The sequence below is a fragment of the Billgrantia hypersalina genome (assembly GCF_052584175.1).
On the sequence record NZ_JBMIQI010000002.1, the window covers coordinates 102,479 to 125,048 of the forward strand.

18 protein-coding genes are annotated in these 22,570 nt (G+C 64.8%); 10 read left to right on the top strand and 8 right to left on the bottom strand.

Features of this window, described 5'->3' with window-relative positions; genetic code table 11:
• The first annotated feature begins 54 nt into the window (after window positions 1–54).
• Together guaD and ACOJCM_RS00575 are read left to right on the top strand one after the other, a co-directional pair.
• Window positions 55–1,371: a guanine deaminase gene (guaD, locus tag ACOJCM_RS00570; protein WP_445210108.1), complete on the top strand. Its 1,317-nt coding sequence runs from the start codon at window positions 55–57 to the stop codon at window positions 1,369–1,371.
• 264 nt (window positions 1,372–1,635) lie between these two features.
• The gene (locus tag ACOJCM_RS00575) at window positions 1,636–3,015 is read left to right on the top strand and encodes an NCS2 family permease (protein ID WP_445210109.1); all 1,380 of its coding nucleotides are present in this window, start codon (window positions 1,636–1,638) and stop codon (window positions 3,013–3,015) included.
• A gap of 31 nt (window positions 3,016–3,046) precedes the next feature.
• On the opposite strand, the gene ACOJCM_RS00580 is transcribed toward ACOJCM_RS00575, so the two are convergent.
• Complete coding sequence (locus tag ACOJCM_RS00580) at window positions 3,047–3,643, bottom strand: sulfite oxidase heme-binding subunit YedZ (protein ID WP_445210110.1); 597 nt, start codon at window positions 3,641–3,643, stop codon at window positions 3,047–3,049.
• Between the two features lie 35 nt (window positions 3,644–3,678).
• Entirely contained in the window at window positions 3,679–4,644 is a 966-nt protein-coding gene (gene msrP / locus ACOJCM_RS00585) for a protein-methionine-sulfoxide reductase catalytic subunit MsrP (RefSeq protein WP_445210111.1), read from the bottom strand.
• 220 nt (window positions 4,645–4,864) lie between these two features.
• Between msrP and ACOJCM_RS00590 the strand changes: the two genes are divergently transcribed.
• Window positions 4,865–5,866: a cytochrome-c peroxidase gene (locus ACOJCM_RS00590; protein WP_445210112.1), complete on the top strand. Its 1,002-nt coding sequence runs from the start codon at window positions 4,865–4,867 to the stop codon at window positions 5,864–5,866.
• 65 nt (window positions 5,867–5,931) lie between these two features.
• Here the strand turns inward: ACOJCM_RS00590 and ACOJCM_RS00595 are convergent, their stop codons facing one another.
• The 6 genes from ACOJCM_RS00595 to ACOJCM_RS00620 form a co-directional block, all read right to left on the bottom strand.
• The gene (locus tag ACOJCM_RS00595) at window positions 5,932–6,927 is read right to left on the bottom strand and encodes an adenosine deaminase (RefSeq protein ID WP_445210113.1); all 996 of its coding nucleotides are present in this window, start codon (window positions 6,925–6,927) and stop codon (window positions 5,932–5,934) included.
• A gap of 25 nt (window positions 6,928–6,952) precedes the next feature.
• The gene (cydC, locus tag ACOJCM_RS00600) at window positions 6,953–8,686 is read right to left on the bottom strand and encodes a thiol reductant ABC exporter subunit CydC (RefSeq protein WP_445210114.1); all 1,734 of its coding nucleotides are present in this window, start codon (window positions 8,684–8,686) and stop codon (window positions 6,953–6,955) included.
• A complete protein-coding gene (gene cydD / locus ACOJCM_RS00605) occupies window positions 8,683–10,380 on the bottom strand; it encodes a thiol reductant ABC exporter subunit CydD (protein ID WP_445210115.1) in 1,698 nt (565 codons plus the stop codon). The genes cydC and cydD overlap by 4 nt, the downstream gene beginning before the upstream one ends.
• Before the next feature lie 4 nt (window positions 10,381–10,384).
• Entirely contained in the window at window positions 10,385–11,395 is a 1,011-nt protein-coding gene (gene cydB / locus ACOJCM_RS00610; RefSeq protein WP_445210116.1) for a cytochrome d ubiquinol oxidase subunit II, read from the bottom strand.
• A gap of 2 nt (window positions 11,396–11,397) precedes the next feature.
• Window positions 11,398–12,810 (bottom strand): cytochrome ubiquinol oxidase subunit I, encoded by a 1,413-nt coding sequence (locus ACOJCM_RS00615; RefSeq protein WP_445210117.1) that lies wholly within the window; start codon window positions 12,808–12,810, stop codon window positions 11,398–11,400.
• 314 nt (window positions 12,811–13,124) lie between these two features.
• Window positions 13,125–14,111, bottom strand: coding sequence for a calcium/sodium antiporter (locus tag ACOJCM_RS00620; protein WP_445210118.1), 987 nt, complete (start codon window positions 14,109–14,111; stop codon window positions 13,125–13,127).
• A gap of 217 nt (window positions 14,112–14,328) precedes the next feature.
• On the opposite strand from ACOJCM_RS00620, the gene ACOJCM_RS00625 reads away from it, so the two are divergent.
• The 7 genes from ACOJCM_RS00625 to ACOJCM_RS00655 all read left to right on the top strand — a co-directional run bounded on the left by ACOJCM_RS00625 (window position 14,329) and on the right by ACOJCM_RS00655 (window position 22,451).
• On the top strand, window positions 14,329–15,606 hold the full coding sequence (locus ACOJCM_RS00625) for a PqiA/YebS family transporter subunit (RefSeq protein ID WP_445210119.1): 1,278 nt from the start codon (window positions 14,329–14,331) through the stop codon (window positions 15,604–15,606).
• Window positions 15,603–17,279, top strand: coding sequence for an intermembrane transport protein PqiB (pqiB, locus tag ACOJCM_RS00630; RefSeq protein ID WP_445210120.1), 1,677 nt, complete (start codon window positions 15,603–15,605; stop codon window positions 17,277–17,279). Before ACOJCM_RS00625 ends, pqiB begins: the two co-directional genes overlap by 4 nt.
• Window positions 17,280–17,338: 59 nt before the next feature.
• The gene (locus tag ACOJCM_RS00635; RefSeq protein WP_445210121.1) at window positions 17,339–17,926 is read left to right on the top strand and encodes a PqiC family protein; all 588 of its coding nucleotides are present in this window, start codon (window positions 17,339–17,341) and stop codon (window positions 17,924–17,926) included.
• Between the two features lie 165 nt (window positions 17,927–18,091).
• Window positions 18,092–19,411, top strand: coding sequence for a DEAD/DEAH box helicase (locus ACOJCM_RS00640; protein ID WP_445210122.1), 1,320 nt, complete (start codon window positions 18,092–18,094; stop codon window positions 19,409–19,411).
• Between the two features lie 135 nt (window positions 19,412–19,546).
• Complete coding sequence (locus ACOJCM_RS00645) at window positions 19,547–20,095, top strand: hypothetical protein (RefSeq protein WP_445210123.1); 549 nt, start codon at window positions 19,547–19,549, stop codon at window positions 20,093–20,095.
• Window positions 20,085–21,302 (top strand): CynX/NimT family MFS transporter, encoded by a 1,218-nt coding sequence (locus tag ACOJCM_RS00650; protein ID WP_445210124.1) that lies wholly within the window; start codon window positions 20,085–20,087, stop codon window positions 21,300–21,302. Before ACOJCM_RS00645 ends, ACOJCM_RS00650 begins: the two co-directional genes overlap by 11 nt.
• A 96-nt stretch (window positions 21,303–21,398) precedes the next feature.
• Window positions 21,399–22,451 carry an asparaginase gene (locus ACOJCM_RS00655; protein ID WP_445210125.1) on the top strand — a complete coding sequence of 351 codons (1,053 nt, stop codon included), beginning with the start codon at window positions 21,399–21,401 and terminating at the stop codon, window positions 22,449–22,451.
• Window positions 22,452–22,570 lie beyond the last annotated feature (119 nt).

The following is a 22,570-nucleotide window of genomic DNA, read 5'->3' on the forward strand; positions in this document are numbered from 1 at the left end:
GCCTGCCGCCGGATCAGCTCCGACTACCGCAGACACGGATGAGCTCCTGACATCATGACGAACAACGACTCCCGCGTGATACGCGCCGAACTGCTGAGCTTCGATGCCGACCCCGGCGAGGGCGACAAACCCGCCGAAGGCAGCGTGCGTCACTTTGAAGATGGCGCGCTGTGGCTGGAGAACGGCCGCATCAAGGCCATCGACGACTACGCAGTGCTGGCGCCACGCCTGCCCCAAGGCATCGAGACGGTGGATCATCGCGGCAAGCTGGTGATGCCGGGCTTCATCGACAGTCATGTGCACTATGTGCAGCTTGAGATCATGGCTTCCTACGGCCGACAGCTGCTCGACTGGCTGAACGAGTACACCTTTCCCGAGGAGTGCGGTTTCGCCCAGCGCGAGCGTGCCGATGTCATCTCGAATGCCTTTCTCGATGAGATGCTGCGGGTCGGCACCACCACTGCCCAGGTGTTCTGCTCGAGCCACCCCACCTCGGTAGAGGCCTTCTTCTCGGCCTGCCGCGAGCGCGACCTGCGTATGCTGGCGGGCAAGGTGCTGATGGACCGAAACGCCCCCGAGGCGCTGTGCGACGACACCTATGGCGGCATTCGCGACACCGAGCGCCTGATCGGCGACTGGCACGGCACGGCACGCCTCGGCTACAGCCTCACCCCGCGCTTCGCCCCGACCTCTACTCGTGAGCAGCTCGACGCCACCGGCGGCCTGCTGCGCAACGACCCCAGCCTGTGGCTGCAGACCCACCTCTCCGAGAACCCCGGCGAACTCGACTGGGTCGCCGAGTTATTCCCCGAGAGCCGCGACTATCTCGAAGTCTACGAGCAGTCCGGGCTGGTAGGCCCGCGCAGCACCTTCGCCCACGGCATCCACCTCGATCAGGAGATGCGTTCCCGCCTGGCCGAGCGCGGTGCCAACATCGCCTTCTGCCCCAGCTCCAACATGTTCCTCGGCAGCGGCCTGTTCGACCGCCTGGCAGCCCGGGAGGTCGGCCTCAACATCACCTACGCCAGCGACATCGGCGGCGGCACCGACCTCTCCGGCCTGGCCACCCTCAAGGCGGCCTATCAGGTAGGTCAGCTGCGCGGCCAGCCGCTCACCGCCTGGCAAGGCCTCTACGGCCTCACCCTGGGCAACGCCAAGGCGCTTTCGCTGGATGACAACATCGGCCGCCTGGCGCCCGGCATGGAGGCCGACTTCGTGGTGATCGACCCCGACGGCTCGCCGCTGCTTGGGCGCCGTCACGCCCGTTGCAAGACCCTCGGCGAGCGCCTCTTCGCGCTGATGATGCTCGGCGACGACCGCAGCATTCTGGAGACCTGGGCCGGCGGAAGTTGCCAGCACCGGCGCAACTGACGTTCCCAATACGGTTGCCTGCCTTGTTGCTTTGGACCGCCTCATCTCGAGGCGGTCCTTTTTGACCACTGCTCGGGGCGGCACGGTAACCTCTCGCCTTACAGCAGCTCCCACCTAAGACTATGGTCGAAACCCACCTGTCCAATCGGTCAAATAACGTCTAGGCTGTAGCCGTGCACAGCCTGACCAAACGGTCAGACATGTCGCGGCCACACCCACAACCCTTATTCGACGACGCCAATCCAACAACAACGGACACAAGCTATGGAACCGACCTCCTCCACCCTTGCCGACAAGGCAGACGGGCAGTCCCTCGGGCAGGCCACAGGAAAGGCCCACTGGCTGGACACTTACTTCGGCGTGAGCCGTCGCGGCTCGACGCTCAAGACCGAGATCCTGGCGGGTATCGCCACCTTCCTGGCCTCGATGTACATCATCGTGGTCAACCCGGCGATCCTCTCCGATGCCGGCATTCCCTTCTCGGCGGCGCTCTCCGCCACCGTGCTGATCAGTTTCATGAGCAGCCTGGCGATGGGCCTTTATGCCCGTAATCCCATCCTGGTGGCGCCGGGCATGGGCATGAACGCCCTGTTCACCTACACCCTGGTGCAAGGCGCCGGGCTGTCGTGGGAAGTGGCGCTGGGCTGCGTGTTTTGGTCGGGCGTGCTGTTCGCCACCCTGGCGATGTTCAACGTGCGCGAGGCGATCATCGATTCCATTCCGCCCTCGCTACGTTATGCCATCACCTGCGGCATCGGCCTGTTCATCACCTTCATCGGCTTCAAGAATGCCGGCTTCATCGTCGGCAGCGACGCTACCCTGGTCACCCTGGGCAGCATGGATGCCTCGCTGATCACCTTCTTCATCGGCATGATGGCCACCGCCATCTTGGTCATCATGCGCTTCAACGGCGCGCTGATCCTGGGTATCGCCCTGACCACGCTGCTGGCCACGCCCATGGGCCGCCTGTGGGGCGGCGATATCATGGTGGAGTGGAGCGGTCTTGCCGCCTGGCCGGATTTCAGCGCCGTCATGCAGGTCGATATATTGGGCGCGCTCAAGGTCGCCTACCTGCCGTTCATCTTCGTCATGCTGTTCACCAACTTCTTCGATGCACTGTCGTGCTTCATGGCCCTCTCGGAGTCGGCGGACCTCAAGGACAAGAACGGCAACCCGCGCAACCTCAAGCGCTCGATGACCGTGGACGCCTTTGCCTCGATGATCGCCGCGCCGCTCGGCACCAGCGCGGCCCAGACCTTCATCGAATCCGGTGCCGGCGTGGCCCAGGGCGGTCGCACCGGCCTGGTGGCGGTTACCATCGCCTTCCTGTTCCTGCCGTTCCTGTTTCTCTCACCGCTGCTCTCGCTGGTGCCCGGCATCGCCACGGCACCGGCCCTGGTGCTGGTCGGGCTGTTCATGCTGGCACCGATCAGCAAGATCGACTGGTCACGCTTCGAGCAGGCGTTCCCCGCCTTCCTCGCCATCATCCTGATGCCGCTGACCTACTCGATCACACTGGGCATCGCCTTCGGCTTTCTCAGTTTCGTGCTGATCAAGCTCGCCACCGGCAAGCTCTACGACATCAAGCCTGCCATGTGGGTCTCGGCCGCGCTGAGCGTCGTGATGCTGGTCACCACTCACTGAATCGCAGGGGGCCGGTGCAAGCCGGCCCCACTCATTGGCGATGTAGGGCCGCGTCGACGAGGCGGAAGAGCACCAGCGCACCGAGCGCGGCGGCGAATAGCGTCGGCAGCAGATAGTCGGCACGGGTCAGGATCCACAAGTGCATCACCCCCAGAGCAGCGGAGACATAGACCAGGCGATGCAGCCAGTGCCAGGCCCCGTACCCCATCTTTCGCTGCACGACGCGAAACGACGTCAGCGCCAGCGGTACCAGCAATAGCAAGGCGGCGGCACCGTAGCGGACATAAGGCAACTCGACCATCTCGCGGCGTATCCAGGGCCAGTCCCAGTACTGATCCAGCCCCATCCAGGCCAGCATATGGGCCACCAGCCAAAAGAACGCCCACAGGCCGAGCTGGCGCCGTGCGGCCATGAAACCGACCCAGCCGGTGAAGCGAAACGCCGGGCTGAAGGCGATGGTCGCCAGCAGGAGTATCAACCCTGTCCTGCCGGTGAAGTGCACCACGACCTCACTGGGCACGGCACCCAGGTCACCGAAGAACCACTGCCAGGCCAGCCATACGGCCGGCGTACTGCAGGCTGCCAGGACCAGCAAGCGAAAGGCGTGGATCGTACTATGCGGTTTCACCAGGCCGCCCTCCTCTCGCTTGGCTCGCCGCCGGCTCAGTAATGGCGCTGAAGGTCCATGCCGGCATACAGAGGGGCCACTTCCTCGGCGTAGCCGTTGTACATCAGCGTCTCGCGTCGGCCGTTCTCGCCGATCCTGCGCTCGCGTGACTGGGACCAGCGCGGATGGGCCACCGCGGGATTGACGTTGGCATAGAAGCCGTACTCCTCCGGATTGCGCTCCTCCCACGAGGAGAGCGGACGCTCCTCGACCAGGGCAATCCGCACCACCGACTTTATGCTCTTGAAGCCGTACTTCCAGGGCACGACCAGGCGGATCGGCGCGCCGTTCTGGTTGGGCATTGTCTCGCCATACAGCCCCACGGCCAGCAGCGTCAACGGGTGCATCGCTTCATCGATGCGTAGCACTTCCCGGTAGGGCCAGTCGAGAATGCTGCGCCGCTGACCGCGCAGATTGTCGGGGTCGTGAACCGACTCGAACACCACGTAGCGTGCACGGGAAGTGGGCTCATGGCGCCTTAGCAGCTCCGCCAGGGGAAAGCCGACCCAGGGAATCACCATCGACCAGGCCTCGACGCAGCGCAGCCGGTAGATGCGTTCCTCCAGGTCCTGATGCTTGAGGACATCTTCAAGGGCAAAAGTGCCCTGTTTCTCGACCTCCCCTTCAATGGTCAACGACCAGGGGTCGGTCACCAGACGATGCGCGTATATTTCCGGATCGCGCTTGCCAGTGCCGAACTCGTAGAAGTTGTTGTAGGTGGTGATCTCCTTGTATGCCGTGGGAGATTCACCACCGGCCATTTCCGCGCTCGGCAGCTCACCGCTCAGCCGCTGTTGAAGCCGTTCCTGCCAGGCGTGCACCGGCCTGGACAGGAAAAGGCCAGGTGCAGCGACAACGGCACCCAGGCCGGCGCTGACGCGCAGGAATTTCCGGCGCGACTCGAACAGCTCACGAGGCGTGACCTGGGATTCCGGGATCGGCGGGTAGCGGTAGCGTGGCATCTCGCATTCTTCCGAAGGAGGCTGGCGAATCCCACATCTAAGCGGTGAACTCAACGTTTGTCACCCAAGAACCATGCGGATCCATTAAAACTTGACCTACCTCAACGAGTGCTCCATTCCGACTATTCCGCTTGGTTGATATGGCTCAAAGCGCAACCGTAACCTGACGCTGCAATTCAGGATCGAACCGTCTCTAGTTTGCCACCCAAGGGGTATCGTCATGACACATCACGCTCTCGCCCGGCCGAGGCTCATCGCAGCTGCGGTGTCGCTGAGCGCCGCGCTGGCGGCCACCGGGGTCGTCGCCGACGACGGTCTCGGCGACTACCGCGACCGCTTCCAGCCACTGCCTCACCTGCCGCCGATCCCGGCGGAAAATTCCCTGACGCAGGAGAAGATCGAGCTCGGCAACATGCTGTTCTTCGAGCCGCGCATCTCCTCCAGCGGCGTGATCAGCTGTGCCACCTGCCACAATCCCGCACTGGGCTGGAGCGACCGCATACCCCGCGCCACTGGGCACGACGGACAGATCGGCGAACGCAACACGCCGACCGTGCTCAACTCGGGCTTCCTTGGTGCCCAGTTCTGGGATGGCCGCGAGCCCGATCTGGAAGGTCAGGCGCTTGGTCCCATCCAGGCCGACATCGAGATGGCCATGGATCTCGAGGTGGCGCTCGAGCGCCTGGAAGAGTTCGAGCTCTACCAAGAGAAGTTCGCCGAGGCCTACCCCGATGACGATAACCCGATCAACAAGGACAACCTGGCCATGGCGCTGGCCAGTTTCGAGCGCACGCTGAATACGCCGAACTCGCCCTTCGATCGCTACCTGCGCGGCGATATGAACGCGCTGTCCCAGCAGCAGAAGGATGGCATGGTGGCTTTCGTCGACAATGGCTGCATTGCCTGCCACAGCGGCCCGGCGTTCACCGACAGCAACTTCTACGCGATCCAGGTGCCTGGCTCCACCGACGTGGGACGCTTTGACGTCACCGGGGACGAAGCGGACAAGTACAAGTTCCGTACCCCCACGCTGCGTAACGTGGCGGTGACCTACCCGTACATGAACAACGGCGCCACCGAAACCCTCGAGGAAGCCGTGGCCATCATGGGCCAGGAAATGCTCAATCGTGAATTCGACGAGGCCACCATCGCCGACATCTCTGCCTTCCTGCACAGCCTGACCGGCGAGATGCCCGATTTCGAGGTGCCGGCACTGCCCTGATGCAGGCAGGCCATTCGAGGGAGAGAAAGACAGATACCCCCGGCATTCGCCGGGGGTAGTCGTTATCAGGCGTTGTCGGCCAACTGCCGGTGCAGTTCCAGGCGGCGTGCATCGCTCATGAAGGCGGCTTCGATGGCCGTGCCGGCAAGTTGGATGAAGGTCTCCTTCGACCAGCCGAAGGCGTCATGACAGGCCATGAAGTTGTCCAGCATACCGCCACCGAAATAGGCGGGATCATCCGAATTGAGCGTCAGTCGAAGCCCGGCATCGAGCATCCTAGGCAAGGGGTGATCCTCGATGCGCTCCACCACCTTCAGGCGCACGTTGGAAAGCGGGCAGACGGTGAGCACGACGCCCTCGTCGCGCAGGCGAGCGACCAGGGCGGGATCCTCCAGGCAACGCACCCCGTGATCGATACGGCATACGTCCAGCAGATCGAGCGCTTCGTGTATGTATTCGGGCGGACCCTCTTCGCCGGCATGCGCGACGCGGGGAATACCCAGCATCTTGGCGCGCTGGAACACCTCGGTGAACTTTGAAGGCGGATGCCCGCGTTCGGCGCTGTCCAGCCCAACGGCATCGAGCATTTCCCAGTAGGGGGCCGCGCTCTCCAGCACCTTCAGCGCCTCGTCGGCAGGCCGGTCGCGCAGGAAGGCCATGATCAGCGCCGTGGACATGCCAAGCTCGCGCTCGGCTTCACGGCGCGCCAAGCTCAACCCCTCCATGACGACATCGAGCTCGATGCCTCGAGCCAGGTGTGCCTGGGGATCGAAGTGCATCTCCACGTGTACCACGCCTTCGGCATGGGCACGACGAAAATAATCCATGGCCAGGTCGTGGAAGTCTTCGCTGCGCCTGAGTACGCTCATGCCCTGATAGTAGAGCGCGAGAAACGAAGGCAGATCCTGGAAGTCGTAGGCGGCACGCACCGCTTCCACCGAGTCGAAGGGAAGCTCGATGCCGTTTCGCCTGGCCAGAGCGAACATCAGCTCCGGTTCCAGGGAGCCTTCGATATGCAGGTGGAGCTCAGCCTTGGGCAGCCGTTTAAGAAAATCGCGCATGGAGCACCTCGTCGCCTTTATTTTCTTATCCTGATGGATGCGCAGAGTTTGCGCAAACGGTCAGTTCACCCTGCTCGAGCCGGCACTCGCGGGTGATACCCGGTGGATCGAACGCGCCACCGCCGAGCTGGTGAACCAGGTAGACGACGCTACGCCCCTCGAGCCAACGGTCGAGCGACAGCGCCAGCCGGGACACGGTAGCAGCGTCCAGGCCGGCAAAGGGCTCGTCGAGGATGACCAGCCCCGGGTCGCGCAGCATCAGCCGCGCCAGTGCCAGGCGACGCGCCTGGCCGCCCGACAGGGCGCGCCCCCCTTCGCCGACCCGGGTGTCCAGCCCATGCGGCAGGCTAGCGGCCCACGCCGCCAGCTCGACCCCGTCCAGAACCTGCCATAACAGGGCGTCGCCGGCTTGCGGTGCCGCCAGGCGCAGGTTGCTCGCCAGGCTGCCCTGAAACAGGTCGATTCGCTGGCCGAGTATCGCGACGCGCTGGCGCAGCGAAGACTCGTCGACCTGCGCGAGCGGCACACCGGCGAGCTTGATCTCGCCCTGGCTGGGCGGCAGGCGCCGGGTCAGCAGTGCCGCCACGCTGCTCTTGCCTGCGCCGGAGGCGCCGGTCAGCGCTATTCGCTCGCCGGGCCGCAGCTCCAGTTCAATGTTACGAAGTGCCGGGGTGAGCGCACCGGCATAGTGCAAGGTGACGCCTCGCAGGGTGGCCGACAAGGCACCTTCGGGTAGTTTGGTCCCGTCAAACGCGGGCACGTTCGCACCGGCCCGCTCCACGCCGTTGAGCCGCTCCGCCGCACCGCGGGTCGCCCCGAGCTGTGTGAAGGCCATCGGCAGCAAGGCCAAGGCTTCCCCGAGGGCGAGCACGGCCAGTGGCATCATGACCATGACGGCACCGCTAATCGTCGCCTCCTGCCAGGCCGAGGCCGCCAGCCACAGCACGCCCACCATGGTCAGCCCGACCATCAGATTGACCAGCGCGATGCCGGCGCCCGCCACCCTGCCGGTGCGGCGCTGGTCCCGATGCAGCGCTTGTTCACGATTGCGCCAAGCGCGGCGATGCCAGGCCCGGCTGCCGTAGGCCTCGAGCTCAGCCAGCCCGCTCAGGTGCTCGATCGCCTGGCTGCGCAGGCGCTCAAGATGGTCGACCTGACGCCGGCTCGCGGCCATGCCCAGCCACGCCTGGCCGACCGTCAGCCAGGCCCAGGTGGGCAGCAGCAGTACCACGAGCGCAAGTCCCGCCACCGGTACCCACAGGGCCAGGAAGGCGGCGACCAGCAAGACCGCGGACAGTGCCACCACCGGCGGGGCCATCAGGCGAAGATAGAGATTGTCCAGGGTGTCGATGTCGGCCGTCAGGCGGTTTAACCAGTCGCTGGCCCGTTGTTTCGTCAGGGTCCGGTCATCCAGCCTGGCCATGGCGGCGAACAGGCGGCTGCGCAAGTCGGCCAGCAGGCGCAAGACGGTATCGTGGTTGTAGAGCCGTTCGGCATAGCGCGCCACGGTACGGCTGACGGCGAAGAAGCGTATTCCGCCGCCCGGTACGTACACGTCCAGGCCGGCCGATACCCCCATGGCCAATGCCATGCCGGTGAGCGCACTGGCGGCAATGAACCACCCGGACAGCGAGAGCAGGCCAACCGCCGAGCCTACCGTCAACATGAGCAGCAGCATGCCGATGACGAGCCGCCGACGACGTCGTGCAAGCAGCCGCAGCCACGGGGAGAAGGTCGTCGACAAGGTCCTTTCGCTCATACGCTCTCCCTTCCCGGGCTTGCGCCTGCCGGTGCCTCCGGTTGCCCCTTGCGCAGCACCAGCCGTCGGCTTGCCATCGCCATCAAGGCGGGATGATGCGTCGCGATGACCAGCGTCCTGCCCTCCTCGGCCAAGCGGCTGAGCGACGCGATGATACGCGCCTCGGTCGCTTCATCCAGGCTCGCGGTCGGTTCGTCGAGCAGCACCAGCCTGGCATCCGAGAGGAAGACGCGGGCCAGGGCCAGGCGCTGCGCCTGCCCTCCTGACAGGCCCACGCCTCGCTCGCCCAGCGGCGTGGCGATGCCTTCCGGCAAGGCGGCGACCAGCTCACTCAGGTCGGCCCGTTCCAGGGCGTCCAACAATTCGGGCTCGCTCGAATCGGGTGCCGCCAGGCGCAGGTTGTCGGCCAGGGTGCCGTGGATCAACAGCGGGCGCTGGTCCATCCAGGCGATGCTTAGCCCCCGCTGTACGATCCGTTCGCCTTCGTCGGGCGTCACGAAGCCGGCCAGCAGCTGCAGCAGTGCCGTCTTGCCTGCACCGGAAGGCCCCGTGACGACCAACGTCTCGCCGGCCGCCACCGCGACACTGAGCGGCCCCAACACGCGGCCGCGTCCCGGATGGGAAAGCGTCGCATGTTCCAGCGCCACCAACCGATCCCGCGCCAGCGGCTGGGACTCTGCAGCTACCGCGGGTCGTACCGGTTCGGCGAGCAGCGCCAGCATGCCATCGGCGGCACCCAATGCTGCCGCCCGGTCGTGGTAGTGCTGCGCCAGACTACGCAGCGGTTGGAAAAACTCCGGCGCCAGTAGAAGCACCAACAGCCCGCTGAACAGCGACAGCTCCTCAGCCGGACCGAAATCGATGTAGCCCAGCAGGCCGAAGCCAACGTAGATCGCGACCACGGCAATCGCTACCGAGGCGAAGAATTCGAGCACCGCCGAGGAGAGGAACGCCACCCGCAGGGTGCGCATGCTCAGGCGTCGGTAGCGATCCGCCGCCTCGTGCACCTCGCCAGTGGCGTCGCGCGTGCGGTCGAAGAGCTGCAGCGTGGCGATGCCTCTGACCCGGTCGAGGAAGTGGCCCGAAAGGCGGCTGACGGCGGCGAACTGGTCCCGGTTGAGGCGCTCCGCCCCCATCCCCACCAATGCCATGAACAGGGGAATCAACGGGGCGGCCAGCAGCAGGAACAGCGCTGCCAGCCAGTCGAGCCACAGCACGACGAGGAGAATCAGCAGTGGAATGGCAATGCAGAGGCGCAGCTGGGGCAGGAAACGGGCAAAGTAGCCGTCGAGCGCCTCGACCTGCTCGACCAGCTGACTGGCCAGTCCGGCCGAATGGCGAGCCCCGACCCGAACCGGTCCCATGGCGGTGAGATGGTCAAGCAGTTCGGCCCGCACCGACTGGCGAACGCGCAGGCTGGCCTCCTGGCCGGCCGCTTCCTGACCCCACTGGCACAGTGCCCGTGCCAAGAGCACGACGACCAAGGCGAGGAAGGCCCAGGTCAGCGCTGTCAGGGGTTCACCGTCGACCAGCAGCTGGCTGACAATCCAGGCCAGCAGGGACATCTGGGCGATCGTCAAGGCACCGACCGCCGTGCCTGCCACGGCGGCCAGGCCCAGCCAGCCGCTCTGGCTGGCGGCATGGCGCGCCAGCCAGCGACGTGGCGAGGGGGCCGAACGGGGCTCGGACGTCATGGGTTCAGTGATAGCCCTCGCCGACACGCACCTTGCCGCGGAATACCCAGTAGGACCAGAAGGTATAGACCAGCACGAAGGGCAGCACGAAGAGCACGCCGATCAGCAGGAAGAGCTGGGATTCCGGCGCCGAAGCGGCGTCCCAGATGGTGTAGTTGGGCGGCACGATCCATGGCCACTTGCTCACCACGAGCCCCAGGTAGGTGAACAGAAAAATGCCCAACGTCGCGATGAACGGGAGAACCTCGCGCCCACGATGCGACGACCAGTAGACCGTGAACATGCACAACAGTGTCAGTGCCGGCAGGATCCAGATCAGGTGGAGGTTGCCGAACCAGCGCTCCCAGACCACGTCGTTCATCAGTGGCGTCCAGATGCTGATGATGCCGAAGATGACCAGTACCGCCAGCAGCAATGGCGTGGTCAGCCGATAGGCCCACTGCTGGATGTAGCCTTCCGACTTGAGGATCAGCCAGGTGGTCCCGAGCAGCGCGTAACCGATCATGATGCCGATGCCCGTCAGCAGCGTGAACGGGGTCAGCCAGTCGAACGGGCCGCCCACATAGACCCCGTTCTCGGTCTCGAAACCCTGAATGTAGGTGCCCACCACAGCCCCTTGGGCAAAGGCCGCTACCGCCGAGCCGCCGCTGAAGGCGAGATTCCACAGCCGCCGGCCGCGGCGGCCGCGGCGCGACTTGAAACGCAGCTCGAAGGCCACGCCGCGAAAGACCAGCCCCGCCACCATCAGGAACACGCCGATGTAGAGCGCCGGCAGGAATACCGAGTAGACCAGAGGAAACGCCGCCAGCAGCCCGGCACCGCCCAGCACCAGCCAGGTTTCGTTGCCGTCCCACACCGGGGCGACGGAGTTCATCATCACGTCACGGGCATCTTCGTCGGGGGCGAAGGGAAAGAGAATGCCGAGCCCCAGGTCGAAGCCATCCATCAGCACGTACATCATGATGCCGAAGCCGATGATCAGCGCCCAGATCAGCGAAAGGTCGAACATCTCCATGATCAGGCTCCTTCCTGGGACGGGTCGTCATCGAACGGGGTGTGGGTCGCCGACCAGGGACGCTTCGGCGTCTCGAAGTCGTCGATCACCTTGTCTTCGTCCTTTGCCTGCATGCCGTAGCGTATGACGCGGGTGAGGTAGTAGGTCCCCGCGTAAAAGATCACGCCATAGACCGCGATGTAGCCAAGCAGGGTGAAGAGGGCCATGCCACCCGTCAGCGAGGGGGTAACACCCTCCTCGTGCGACATCATGCCGTAGACCAGCCAAGGCGCCCGCCCCGACTCCGTGGTGATCCAACCGGCCAGAACGGCGACGAAGGGGGTAACGGACATCAGGCGCAGCGTCTGCAAGTAGCGGCGGGAATGATAGACGCGCCCGCCGCGCCGCAGGTACAGCCCCAACAGCGAGACCGCGATCATCAACAAGCCGAGCCCCACCATGATGCGGAACGCCCAGAAAACGATGGCTACCGGGGGTTGTTCCTCGGGTGGTGCTTCGACGATACCGGGGATCTCGCCGTCGAGTTCATGGGTCAGGATGAGGCTCGCCACGTAGGGGATGCCAATCTCGAAGCGGTTCTGCTGCGCCTCCTGGTCAGGCCAGGCGAAGAGCAGGAACGGCGCCCCGCGCCGGGTTTCCCAGTTGCCCTCCATGGCGGAGAGCTTGACCGGCTGGTTCTCGTAGGTGTTGAGGCCATGGAAATCCCCTACCAGCGCCTGGGTCGGCGTCAGTACGAGCAGCATCCAAAGGCACATCGACAGCGCCTTGCGATTGGCCTCGACATCGCGTCCGATCAGCAGGTACCAGGCGCTAACCCCGGCCACCACGAAGCCGCCGGTGATGAACGAAGCCACCGCCATGTGCGCCAGGCGGAAGGGAAACGAAGGGTTGAAGATCGCCTGGGTCCAGGATGTGACCCGGAACGTACCCTCCACCAGCTCGACGCCGGCCGGTGTGTGCATCCAGCTATTGGCGGCCAGAATCCAGAACGTCGAGATGAAGGTACCCAGGGCGACCATGATGGCAGCAAACAGGTGCACACCCTGGGGCACACGGCCGCGACCGAACAGCAGCACTCCAAGGAAGGCGGCCTCGAGAAAGAAGGCGGTGACCACTTCATAGCTCAACAGCGGACCGATGAAATTGGCGCTCGCCTGGGAAAAGTTGCTCCAGTTGGTGCCGAACTGGAAGGACATCACGATACCCGACACCACGCCCATGCCGAAGGCCACGGCGAAGACCCGCGTCCACAGCTGCGCCAGGCGATCCCAGGCAGGATTGCGGGTCTTGTAGAAAAGTCCATGGAGCACGGCGAGATAGGACGCCAAACCGATGGTGAAAACCGGAAAGATGGCGTGGAAGGAAACGACGAAGGCGAACTGCAATCGCGAAAGCAATACCGGGTCAAGCTCCATGACGTACCTCTTGGCTGCGAAAGAAGTCGACGTCTCAAGGGATGCGGATGCACGAAGCGTGCTTTGTTGTGCTTCCGACCACGTCCTTCCTGGACATGGCGTGACGCATTTCACCTCGACACACAGCTATACGTTACCCAAGAGCCTAGAACAGCGAGCCATGCAAAGCGCAGACGCTTACAAAAGCCTACATGGCACTTCGTTGTCCTGGCGCAAGGTGTTGCGCTTCGTCTTGTGCTTGTCTTTCATAGCCTACTTTAGGCGTGAACACTGGGTCGCGCCTTTGCCCGTGTCGCGTTGTCGCAGGTTTCGGTTCACGCTCCGCCAGCGCTTTGCACCACCAGTCGCACCATGAACACCGTATAGCCGATGAACAGTGCCAGCAGCATCGCCCCCTCGAGACGGTTGATGCGGCCGGGCCGCCCCTTCCAGCCGATGGCGAAAACCGTCATCAGCAACGTCATCACGGCCATCAGGCTCCAGTCCCGTATCAGCACTTCGCTTCCCACCTCGATGGGGGCGATGACTGCCGCCAGACCCACCACGCCCAGGGTATTGAACAGGTTGGAGCCCACCACGTTGCCCACGACCAGATCGTGTTCGCCCTTGCGCAGCGCGCTGAACGAGGAAGCCAGCTCAGGCAGTGACGTACCCACGGCCACGATGGTCAGGCCAATGATCAGGTCGCTGACGCCGAAGCCCACGGCGATCTCCACCGCTCCCCATACCAGCACACGCGAGCTCAACACCAGCAGCGCCAATCCCACCACGGTCCAGATCACGCCGGCGCGCAACGACATGGGATGCGATTGCAGGCTCTCCTCGGTGTCGTCCGCCAGCGGGTCGGGCCCGGAGCGGCGCGCCTGCCAGATACTGAACCCGATCATGGCCGCCAGCAGTACCAGCAACAGGCTACCTTCGAAGCGTCCTAGCATCCCGCCCCACATCAACCCTGCCGAAAGCAGCGTGACGGCGACCAGTATCGGCAACTCACGCCGTATCACACTGGAGTGGACCGCCAGCGGCGAGACGACCGCCACCAGCCCCAGGATCAAGCCGATATTGGCGATATTGGAACCGTAGCCGTTGCCCAGGGCCAGGCCCGGATTGCCCTGTCCCGCGGCCAGTGAGGAAACCATCAGTTCGGGAGCGGAGGTGCCGAAACCGATCACCAGCATGCCGACCAGCAGTGGTGACACGCCCAGCCGGCTCGATGTCGAAGCCGCGCCGTCCACGAAGCGTTCGGCACTCCAGACCAGCAGCACCAGACCGGCTGCCACGGCTAACAGGGGAAGCAACAATGTCGTCTCCTCAGGGGAACATTCAAGGGCGAATGTTTGTATATGGAACGTGCGGCGTCAACATGTCACACTTTCTTCTGGCCAACACGGTTTTTTCCGTTGCCAGAGAGGGGTTTTTCCACTCCCACAGTCTCGAGTCGACTCATCCGTGCGCTACAGGTTTCAACGCTCAACTCCGCTTCCGCTCGCTCCCTGGGTCGATCGGACCCCGCCCGAGGTGCGCACCTCGCGTCGGCGGCTGCGCGCTTGCCACGAGTGCGACTGGCTGGTGGCGCTGCCCCCGCTGAAGCCTGGCCAGAAAGCCGATTGCCCGCGCTGTGGCCACATTCTGGTCACCCGGCATTATCGACCTGCCCAGCGCAGCATGGCACTGGCGATGGCGGCCATGGTGGCACTGCTGCTGGCGATCTCCTTTCCCTTCGTCAGCTTCAGCGTAGGAGGGCTGGGCAACCGCATCGAACTGACCCAGACGGCCACCACCCTGATCGGCTTTCACCAGCCCCTCGTCGCCATTGCCGTGATCATGACCATAGCGATACTGCCCGGTATCTACCTGCTTGGCGTCATGTGGCTGCAGCTGGGCCTGCTGCAGAAGGGAGCGCCACTACCGGCGAGCCGCGCCATCGCCCGGTCGCTGGCCCACTTGAAACCGTGGATGATGGCCGACGTTTTCATCATTGGCGCGCTGGTGAGCCTGATCAAGGTAGCGGGACTGGCGCAGGTCGAACTGGGGCTTTCCTTCTGGGCCTTCTGCGCCTTTGCCTTATTGTTGTTATTCACCATCCAGTCGATCGACTCCGACTGGATGTGGTTCTCGCTGGCCGGCGAGCCGCTGGCACCCGAGGGCGCCCGGACCGGCCGCACGGCCGCCTCACAGGGACTGACCGGCTGCCCGACCTGCGGCCTGGTCAACCGCCTTCCGGCGGAGGCAAGCGGTCATTGCCTGCGCTGCGGCGAGCGGCTGCATGCCCGCGTGCCGCACAGCCTGCAGCGTACCTGGGCACTCCTGGCCGCAGCCGCGGTCATGTACGTTCCGGCCAACGTCTACCCCATCATGACCACGACCAGCCTTGGCCACAGCACACCATCGACCATCATCGGTGGCGTGGTGGAGTTGATACAGATGGGCTCGTGGCCCATCGCCACGGTAATCTTCGTCGCCAGCGTGATCGTGCCCGTGGGCAAACTGGTGGCACTCTCCTGGCTTTGCCTGATGGTCCGCCACAGCGGCGAGCTCAACGCCGTCAGCCGCACGCGGCTGTACCGATTGACCGAATTTATCGGCCGCTGGTCCATGATCGACGTTTTCGTGGTCGCCATCCTGGTGGCCCTGATCCGCGCCGGTTCTCTGATGTCGGTCACCCCCGGCCCCGCGGCACTGGCCTTCGGTGCCGTGGTGGTGCTGACCATGCTGGCCGCCATGACCTTCGATCCCCGACTTATCTGGGACACGCCAGCGCGTGATACCAGAGCCATGCAAGGAATCTCTGGATGAGCGATACCCCCCGCGAGCGCGAGGCCACCCGCGACATGCAGCGAGCACGAGCCACCCCGCAGCGGCGTTTGTCGCCGATCTGGATCGTGCCCATCGTGGCCATGCTCATCGGGCTGTGGCTTGTGTATGACAACTACCGCAGCCGCGGCCCGCTGATCAGGTTGACCATGAGCAGCGCCGAGGGCATCGAGGCCGGCAGTACCTTGATCAAGACGCGCAACGTCGAAGTGGGCCGGGTCGAACGCGTACAGCTTTCCGACGACCTTAACCATGCCGTCATCACTGCTCGCATGGCGCCGGATACCGAACCAATGCTCACCGAGGGCAGCCGCTTCTGGGTGGTCAAGCCGCGTATCGGTCGGGAAGGTATCAGCGGCCTGAACACGGTCCTCTCCGGCGCCTACATCCAGTTGCAGCCGGGCAGCGGCGAAACCGGGGTTCGCGAATTCGAGGTCAGCGACACCCCTCCCGTCTCCTCGGGCAATGTCGAAGGGTTGCGGATCAACCTGGTCAGCCAGCTCGGCAATTCGCTGCGTGCCGGCGATCCCGTGACCTACCAGGGTTACACCGTCGGACGCGTCGAGGAAGTCGAATTCGATGCCGATAACCGCCGCATGAACCAGCGTATCTTCATCGAAAGCCCCTACGATCGACTGGTTACCGATAGTACGCGCTTCTGGTCGGCCAGTGGCGTCGACCTGCGCCTGGATGCCGACGGCATTCGTGTCAACGTGGAGTCCCTCGAAGCGCTGCTGGGCGGCGGTGTCACTTTCGGCGTGCCGGAGGATCTGCCCCGTGGCGGTCCGGTGGAGAACGACGCCACCTTCAGCCTCTATCCTGACGAAGAGAGTGCGCGCCAGGGAACGTTCAGCCGCTATCTCGAATACGTCCTGCTGGTAGAGGACAGCGTCCGGGGACTCTCGCGCGGCGCCCCGGTGGAATTTCGTGGCGTGCGCATCGGCACGGTGGCCAGCGTTCCCTGGCAGTTCACGGCTACCCAGCCGGAAACCCGTAACGGCTTTGCCATTCCGGTGCTGATTCGCATCGAGCCGCAGCGCCTCGGAATCGAGAACCAGCAGGTTGACCTGGACGAGTGGGACGAGCGCTTCCAGCGGCTGTTCGGCGTCGGCCTGCGTGCATCGCTCAAGTCGGGCAACCTGCTGACCGGCGCGATGTTCGTGGATCTCAATTTCTACCGCGACGAAGCGGACCAGTACGTGGCAGAGACCTTCAGCGATCGTAGCGTCTTTCCCACCACTTCATCGGGATTCGCTCAGATCGAAGCACAGGTCACGGCGTTGCTCGAAAAACTCAATGCTCTGGAAGTCGAGCCCCTGCTCACGGGGCTGGATCGCAACCTGGCCGCCTCCGAGGCGATGCTCGATGAGGTACGCGACCTGACCGCTTCGCTGCAGGAGATGCTCGACGACCCCGGGACGCGCAACCTGCCGTCCAACCTCAACGCCTCGCTGGAATCCTTGCGCGACACCCTGGAGGGCCTGTCGCCGGATTCCTCCGCCTACCGCGAGCTGACCGCCACCGCAGAACGCCTGGAACGCTTGATGCGTGATCTCCAACCGGTGACGCGCACGCTCAACGAGAATCCCCGGGCACTCCTGTTCGACAGCCTCGATACCGAGGATCCGGTGCCGCGAGCTCCGCGGGGCAACTGAAGAGGACTATCGCCCATGAGACGCTATGCTGATGGCATTCTGCCGAAAGGGAGTGGTACATGAAGAGGATGTCCTGGTTCGCCCTGCTGATGAGCTTGCTATTGCTCACCGGCTGCGCCTCGTCGTCGGCACCGGCCAACCGCTACATGTTGCCCGACAGCAGCACGGCGCTACCGAACGGCAGCCCTGCTGCGGGGCACCTGCTGGTCGTCCAGCCCCCACGCCTGGCGCACTATCTCGATGTCGACGGCATCGTGCTGCAGCTCGATGACATTACGCTCAATGCCGCCCGCCAGCACCTCTGGGCCGAGCCGCTGGGACGCCAGCTGGAACGTGGCCTGCGAGCACGTCTGGCAGAGCGCCTGCCGGATACCCGCATCATGCGCGAAGAAGCCAGCCTCGGACGCAGCGAGGCACTGCGCCTGCGGCTCGAGGTCGATCGTTTCCAGGGACGCCACGACGGCTTGGCCATCGCCAGCGGCCAGTGGCAATTGCTGGCTCCGGATGGCCGGCTGCTGGCCATGGAACGCTTCTTCGCCGAGACGGAACTCGACGACGACGGCTATCCCTCCCTGGTACGAGCGCTGGGCAGCAGTTGGGACCAGGTCGCTTCGGAGATCGCTTCCGGCATCAGGCGGACGCGCTGAAGCATGGCGATGCTGCAAGTATCGGGAGGCTGTGGCATAATGCCGACTCGCGGCAACCTGTGGTCCCTCCTGCCGCGCCCCTGAACCGAATTCTCACGTCTTTGCCCGGGACTGGCCATGTGCAAGCGGCACATGGCAGGGCACAGGCGTATCTGCGGAGACCGCATGACCCTTTTTTCCGACCTCGGCCTGCGTGCCGAACTGCTGCGTGCCGTCGAGGCCCAGGGCTACACGACCCCGACCCCCATTCAGCGCCAGGCCATTCCCGCCGTACTCAAGGGCGGCGACCTGCTGGCAAGCGCACAGACCGGCACCGGCAAGACCGCGGGCTTCACCTTGCCGATGCTGCAGCGTCTGGCCGACGGCCCACGTCCCGGCAAGCGCCAGGTGCGCGCCCTCGTGCTGACGCCGACACGCGAGCTTGCCGCCCAGGTAGGCGAGAGCGTTGCCGACTACGGTCGTCACCTGACCCTGACAAGCCACGTCATCTTCGGTGGCGTCGGCCAGCAGCCCCAGGTGGACGCCATCCGCCCCGGACTTGACGTACTGGTGGCCACCCCCGGTCGCCTGCTCGACCTGCAGCAGCAGAAGCACGTGGATCTCTCGCGCGTGGAGATACTGGTACTCGACGAAGCCGACCGCATGCTCGACATGGGCTTCATCCACGACATCAAGAAAGTGCTGAGACTGCTGCCCGAGAAACGCCAGAACCTGCTGTTCTCGGCAACCTTCTCCGACGAGATCCAGGCGCTGGCCGCCAAGCTGCTCGACCATCCCGAAAGGATCGAGGTGGCACGCCGCAACACCACCGCCGAAACCGTCGACCAGGCCATCTATCGGGTCGACCGCGAACGCAAGCGCGACCTGCTGGCGCATTTGATTACTCGTCACGCCTGGCACCAGGTGCTGGTTTTCACCCGCACCAAGCACGGCGCCAACCGTCTGGCCGAGCAGCTCTCCAAGCAGGAGATCCCGGCCATGGCGATCCATGGCAACAAGAGCCAGTCGGCGCGCACCCGGGCACTGTCGTCCTTCAAGAGCGGCGAACTGCAAGTGCTGGTGGCCACCGACATCGCCGCCCGCGGCCTGGATATCAGCGAACTGCCCCACGTGGTCAACTTCGAATTGCCCAACGTGGCCGAAGACTACGTGCATCGCATCGGGCGCACCGGACGTGCCGGCAGCGACGGCCAGGCCGTGTCGCTGGTCTGTGTCGACGAGCATGGCCTGCTGAAGGGTATCGAACGGCTGATCAAGCGCGACCTGGAGAAGCGCATCGAGCCTGGCTTCGAGCCCGACCCCAACGCCAAGCCCGAACCGATCGAGAACGGCCGCGGTCGCGGCAATGGCCGATCAGGGCAAGCACGCCAGGGTGGCGATCGCCGCCAGACGAGCCGGCGTGATGCCAACGGCAACAGCGCCAATGGAGACGGCCAGGCAGCGCGCCGTCAGCGCAGCCGTGGTCAGCGCGCACGTCGCGCCTGACACCCTACCGGCGTGACTTGGTAGTTGGCCGAGATTATGGGATCGTATACGGTTTGCCGTGCTGGCGTTTGCCTCGGCAGCACGGCGTAAACCGTTGAATACGCACCCCATCTGGCGTCGCTAGGAGGCTCGAACATGCTCAAATGGCTGACCGGAAAGCAACCCATTCCGGTCTGGGTCATCAAGCAGATCGATGACAGCCTGCTGCATCTGTGCGGGCAGGGCAGCATCGAGCCCAGAACCAAGCGCAGCACTGTTCTCGAAGCTCTTCGCGCCGGTCGCTACGAAGGCGCCGTCAGCATGGCCCAGGGCGGCCTGGTTCTCAACGCCCGGCTGTTCGCCGCCCTGGTACCGCTGGAAGCCCTGCAGCTGGATGAGCAGGGGCACGCCCACTGGGACGGACGCCACTGGTACGTCGCCCAGGTACCCCAGCGGTGCTGGACCTACGAAGGGCGACTGATTCCCCAGTACCAGGTGCTCGGCAGCCAGGAGCAGCGGGTCAGCGTCGAAGACGTGTCGGATATCCGCCGCCAGCTCCAGGCCGCCAGCGACGCCGAGCGCGCCACCTTCGACCCTCATGGCGTCAACGAACATCCCCTGCTTGCTCGACGCGGTGAGGCCCTCTCTCCCCAGGATCACTATCGCAACAGGGATACCGACAAGTGGCGAGGCCATGACGACTGACGCCAGACCTGAGGCTCGCCGCATTGCCCTGTTCCTGTTCCTGATGGTGCTGGTCGGCCTCAATTTGAGGCCTGCCCTCTCCTCCCTTGCGCCGCTGCTGATCCGCATCAGGGCCGAAACCGGCCTCACCTCGCTGGCCATCGGCGCACTGACGACGCTTCCGGTACTCTGCCTGGGTATCTTCGCCCCCCTGGCGCCCTGGCTCGCCAAACGTGCCGGCCCCGAAAACACCCTGGCGCTGGCCCTTGGCGTCCTGATTCTCGGCCTGCTGCTGCGCGGCGCGCCTGCCGTCTCGCTGCTGTTCGCCGGCACCCTGCTGGTGGGCGCCGCCATCGGTGTCGCCGGCACCCTCTTGCCGGCCTTGGTCAAGCGTGAATTGCCTGCTGGCGCGGATCTCATGACCGGCGTGTATACCATGGCCCTGTGCCTGGGCGGCGCCCTGGGCGCCGGCCTGAGCATTCCGTTGGCCGACTTGCTGGGAGACTGGCGCTTCAGCCTGATCAGTTGGGGGCTGCTCGCCGGCTTCGCCTTGCTGGCCTGGTTAGCGCTCATGCCGCGCACGCCTCGCTCCATCGTCACGCCTGCGGCGGGCGGCAGCATGCGTGAACTGCTCAAACAACCATTGGCCTGGCAGGTAATGATCCTGATGGGCACCCAGTCGTCGCTGGCCTATATCGTCTTCGGTTGGCTACCCACCCTGCTGCAATCCCGGGGCTACAGCGAAGCCGAGGCCGGCTGGATGATGGGCGCTTCGGTCATGGTGCAGCTGATCTCGGCGCTGGGCGCGCCATGGCTCGCACGGCTCAGTCGCGACCAGCGCCCGGCGCTGCTGCTGGTGCTGGGATGCGTGGGGGCCGGCCTGTGGCTGTTGCTGCAAGCCGATACTCAGTGGCGCTGGCCAGGGGTGGTGTTGCTGGGGTTGGGCCAGGGTGGCAGCTTCAGCCTCGCCCTTACGCTGATCGTGTTGCGCACCGCCAATTCGCGCCTGGCCGGAAAGCTCTCCGGTCTGGCCCAGGGCGGCGGCTATACCCTGGCCGCCATGGGTCCCCTGGCCGTCGGTGTGTTGCTTCAGTTCGAGGTGGGCCTGGGCACGGTCACCTCCGTGCTGCTGCTGATTGTCGCCGTTGCGGGTGCCTTCGCCCTGCTGGCCGGACGCAATCGCCGCCTCGATATCGACGAGAACGGCAGTGTCTTCACGCGCAAATGACCCGGTGAACCGTGACGGACCTCAGGTCCCGCCAACCCATGAGAAGCGGCACGCTACCCGCTACCATCACCCCACTTTGCCATCGCAGGAGCTGACATGATCGCGCCTCCTTTCATTGACCGTCCCGTACTGGTGCTCTATACCGGCGGCACCCTGGGCATGGTAGCCAGCACCGAAGGCCTGACCCCAGGCGGTGATATCGAGGCACGCATTCGACGCGCACTCGACAAGCTGTTTCCCAGCCAGCAGTCACGGTTGCCGAATTTCGTGATTCGCCACGTTGCAGAGCCCATCGACTCGAGCGCTGCCACGCCCATCGACTGGCAGCGGCTGGCGGCCGAGATCGCATCCAGCCTCAACGAACATGCCGGTATCGTCGTGCTGCATGGCACCGACACCCTGGCCTGGAGCGCTTCGAGCCTGGCCTACCAACTTCAGGGTCTGGATCGCCCGGTCGTCGTTACCGGCGCCATGCATCCCCTCGAAGCCGAGGGCAGCGATGCGCTGAGCAATATCGAGCTGGCCCTGCGATTCGCCGCCAAGCCGGAACTGCAGGAAGTCGCCGTGGCCTTTGCCGGGCGTTTGCTGCGCGGCGTTCGTACGCGCAAGCACCACAGCGAAGCGAAAGACGCCTTCAGCAGCCCCAACTATCCTATCCTGGGGGAGCGCGTCGACGACGACATCGTGCTCTACCCGGGACGTTGCCTTGAAACCCAGCAGCGCGGCGCGCCTCGTTTCGAACTGCCTGATTATACGTCCCTGGCCCAGGGTGGCATCGCCCGGCTGACGTTCTGGCCCGGCGTTCAGGCATGGCAAGTGGATGCCTGGCTGAGCGACGAGCGGGTGCGGGGGGCACTGATCGAGGTGTGGGGAGGCGGCAATATCCCGCCCGATCCGGAGCTGATCGGCAGCCTGGCCAGGGCCACCGGCGAGGGCAAGCTCATCGCCGCGATCAGCCAGTGCCCCGTCGGGGGCATGACGCCCGGCCACTATGCCGCCGGGCACGGACTGACCCAGGCCGGTGTGCTCTCTGGCGATGCCATGACACCCGAGGCGGCTCTGACCAAGCTCGTCCACCTTGTCGCCCAGCCGCTTGACGAGCAGGAGCGCCGCCGACGCTTCCTGACACCCCTGGTGGGAGAGCGCTGACGCTCTATCAGCAGGCGCCGATTCGCCGCGAGATCGAAGCGGAGGTCGTGGCCCGCCTCCCTTGGCCCATCGTTGAGGAAACGGTGGAGACACAAACGCTCGATTAACGTCCGTTCTGC

What these genes read in the sequence shown, in the direction of transcription:
- ACOJCM_RS00655 (WP_445210125.1), top strand. Translation starts at nt 21,399, where the DNA reads ATGATCGCGCCTCCTTTCATTGACCGTCCCGTACTGGTGCTCTATACC.
- ACOJCM_RS00590 (WP_445210112.1), top strand. Translation starts at nt 4,865, where the DNA reads ATGACACATCACGCTCTCGCCCGGCCGAGGCTCATCGCAGCTGCGGTG.
- msrP (WP_445210111.1), bottom strand. Translation starts at nt 4,644, where the DNA reads ATGCCACGCTACCGCTACCCGCCGATCCCGGAATCCCAGGTCACGCCT.
- ACOJCM_RS00635 (WP_445210121.1), top strand. Translation starts at nt 17,339, where the DNA reads ATGAAGAGGATGTCCTGGTTCGCCCTGCTGATGAGCTTGCTATTGCTC.
- cydD (WP_445210115.1), bottom strand. Translation starts at nt 10,380, where the DNA reads ATGACGTCCGAGCCCCGTTCGGCCCCCTCGCCACGTCGCTGGCTGGCG.
- ACOJCM_RS00615 (WP_445210117.1), bottom strand. Translation starts at nt 12,810, where the DNA reads ATGGAGCTTGACCCGGTATTGCTTTCGCGATTGCAGTTCGCCTTCGTC.
- cydB (WP_445210116.1), bottom strand. Translation starts at nt 11,395, where the DNA reads ATGGAGATGTTCGACCTTTCGCTGATCTGGGCGCTGATCATCGGCTTC.
- ACOJCM_RS00575 (WP_445210109.1), top strand. Translation starts at nt 1,636, where the DNA reads ATGGAACCGACCTCCTCCACCCTTGCCGACAAGGCAGACGGGCAGTCC.
- guaD (WP_445210108.1), top strand. Translation starts at nt 55, where the DNA reads ATGACGAACAACGACTCCCGCGTGATACGCGCCGAACTGCTGAGCTTC.
- ACOJCM_RS00595 (WP_445210113.1), bottom strand. Translation starts at nt 6,927, where the DNA reads ATGCGCGATTTTCTTAAACGGCTGCCCAAGGCTGAGCTCCACCTGCAT.
- ACOJCM_RS00650 (WP_445210124.1), top strand. Translation starts at nt 20,085, where the DNA reads ATGACGACTGACGCCAGACCTGAGGCTCGCCGCATTGCCCTGTTCCTG.
- ACOJCM_RS00640 (WP_445210122.1), top strand. Translation starts at nt 18,092, where the DNA reads ATGACCCTTTTTTCCGACCTCGGCCTGCGTGCCGAACTGCTGCGTGCC.
- cydC (WP_445210114.1), bottom strand. Translation starts at nt 8,686, where the DNA reads ATGAGCGAAAGGACCTTGTCGACGACCTTCTCCCCGTGGCTGCGGCTG.
- ACOJCM_RS00645 (WP_445210123.1), top strand. Translation starts at nt 19,547, where the DNA reads ATGCTCAAATGGCTGACCGGAAAGCAACCCATTCCGGTCTGGGTCATC.
- pqiB (WP_445210120.1), top strand. Translation starts at nt 15,603, where the DNA reads ATGAGCGATACCCCCCGCGAGCGCGAGGCCACCCGCGACATGCAGCGA.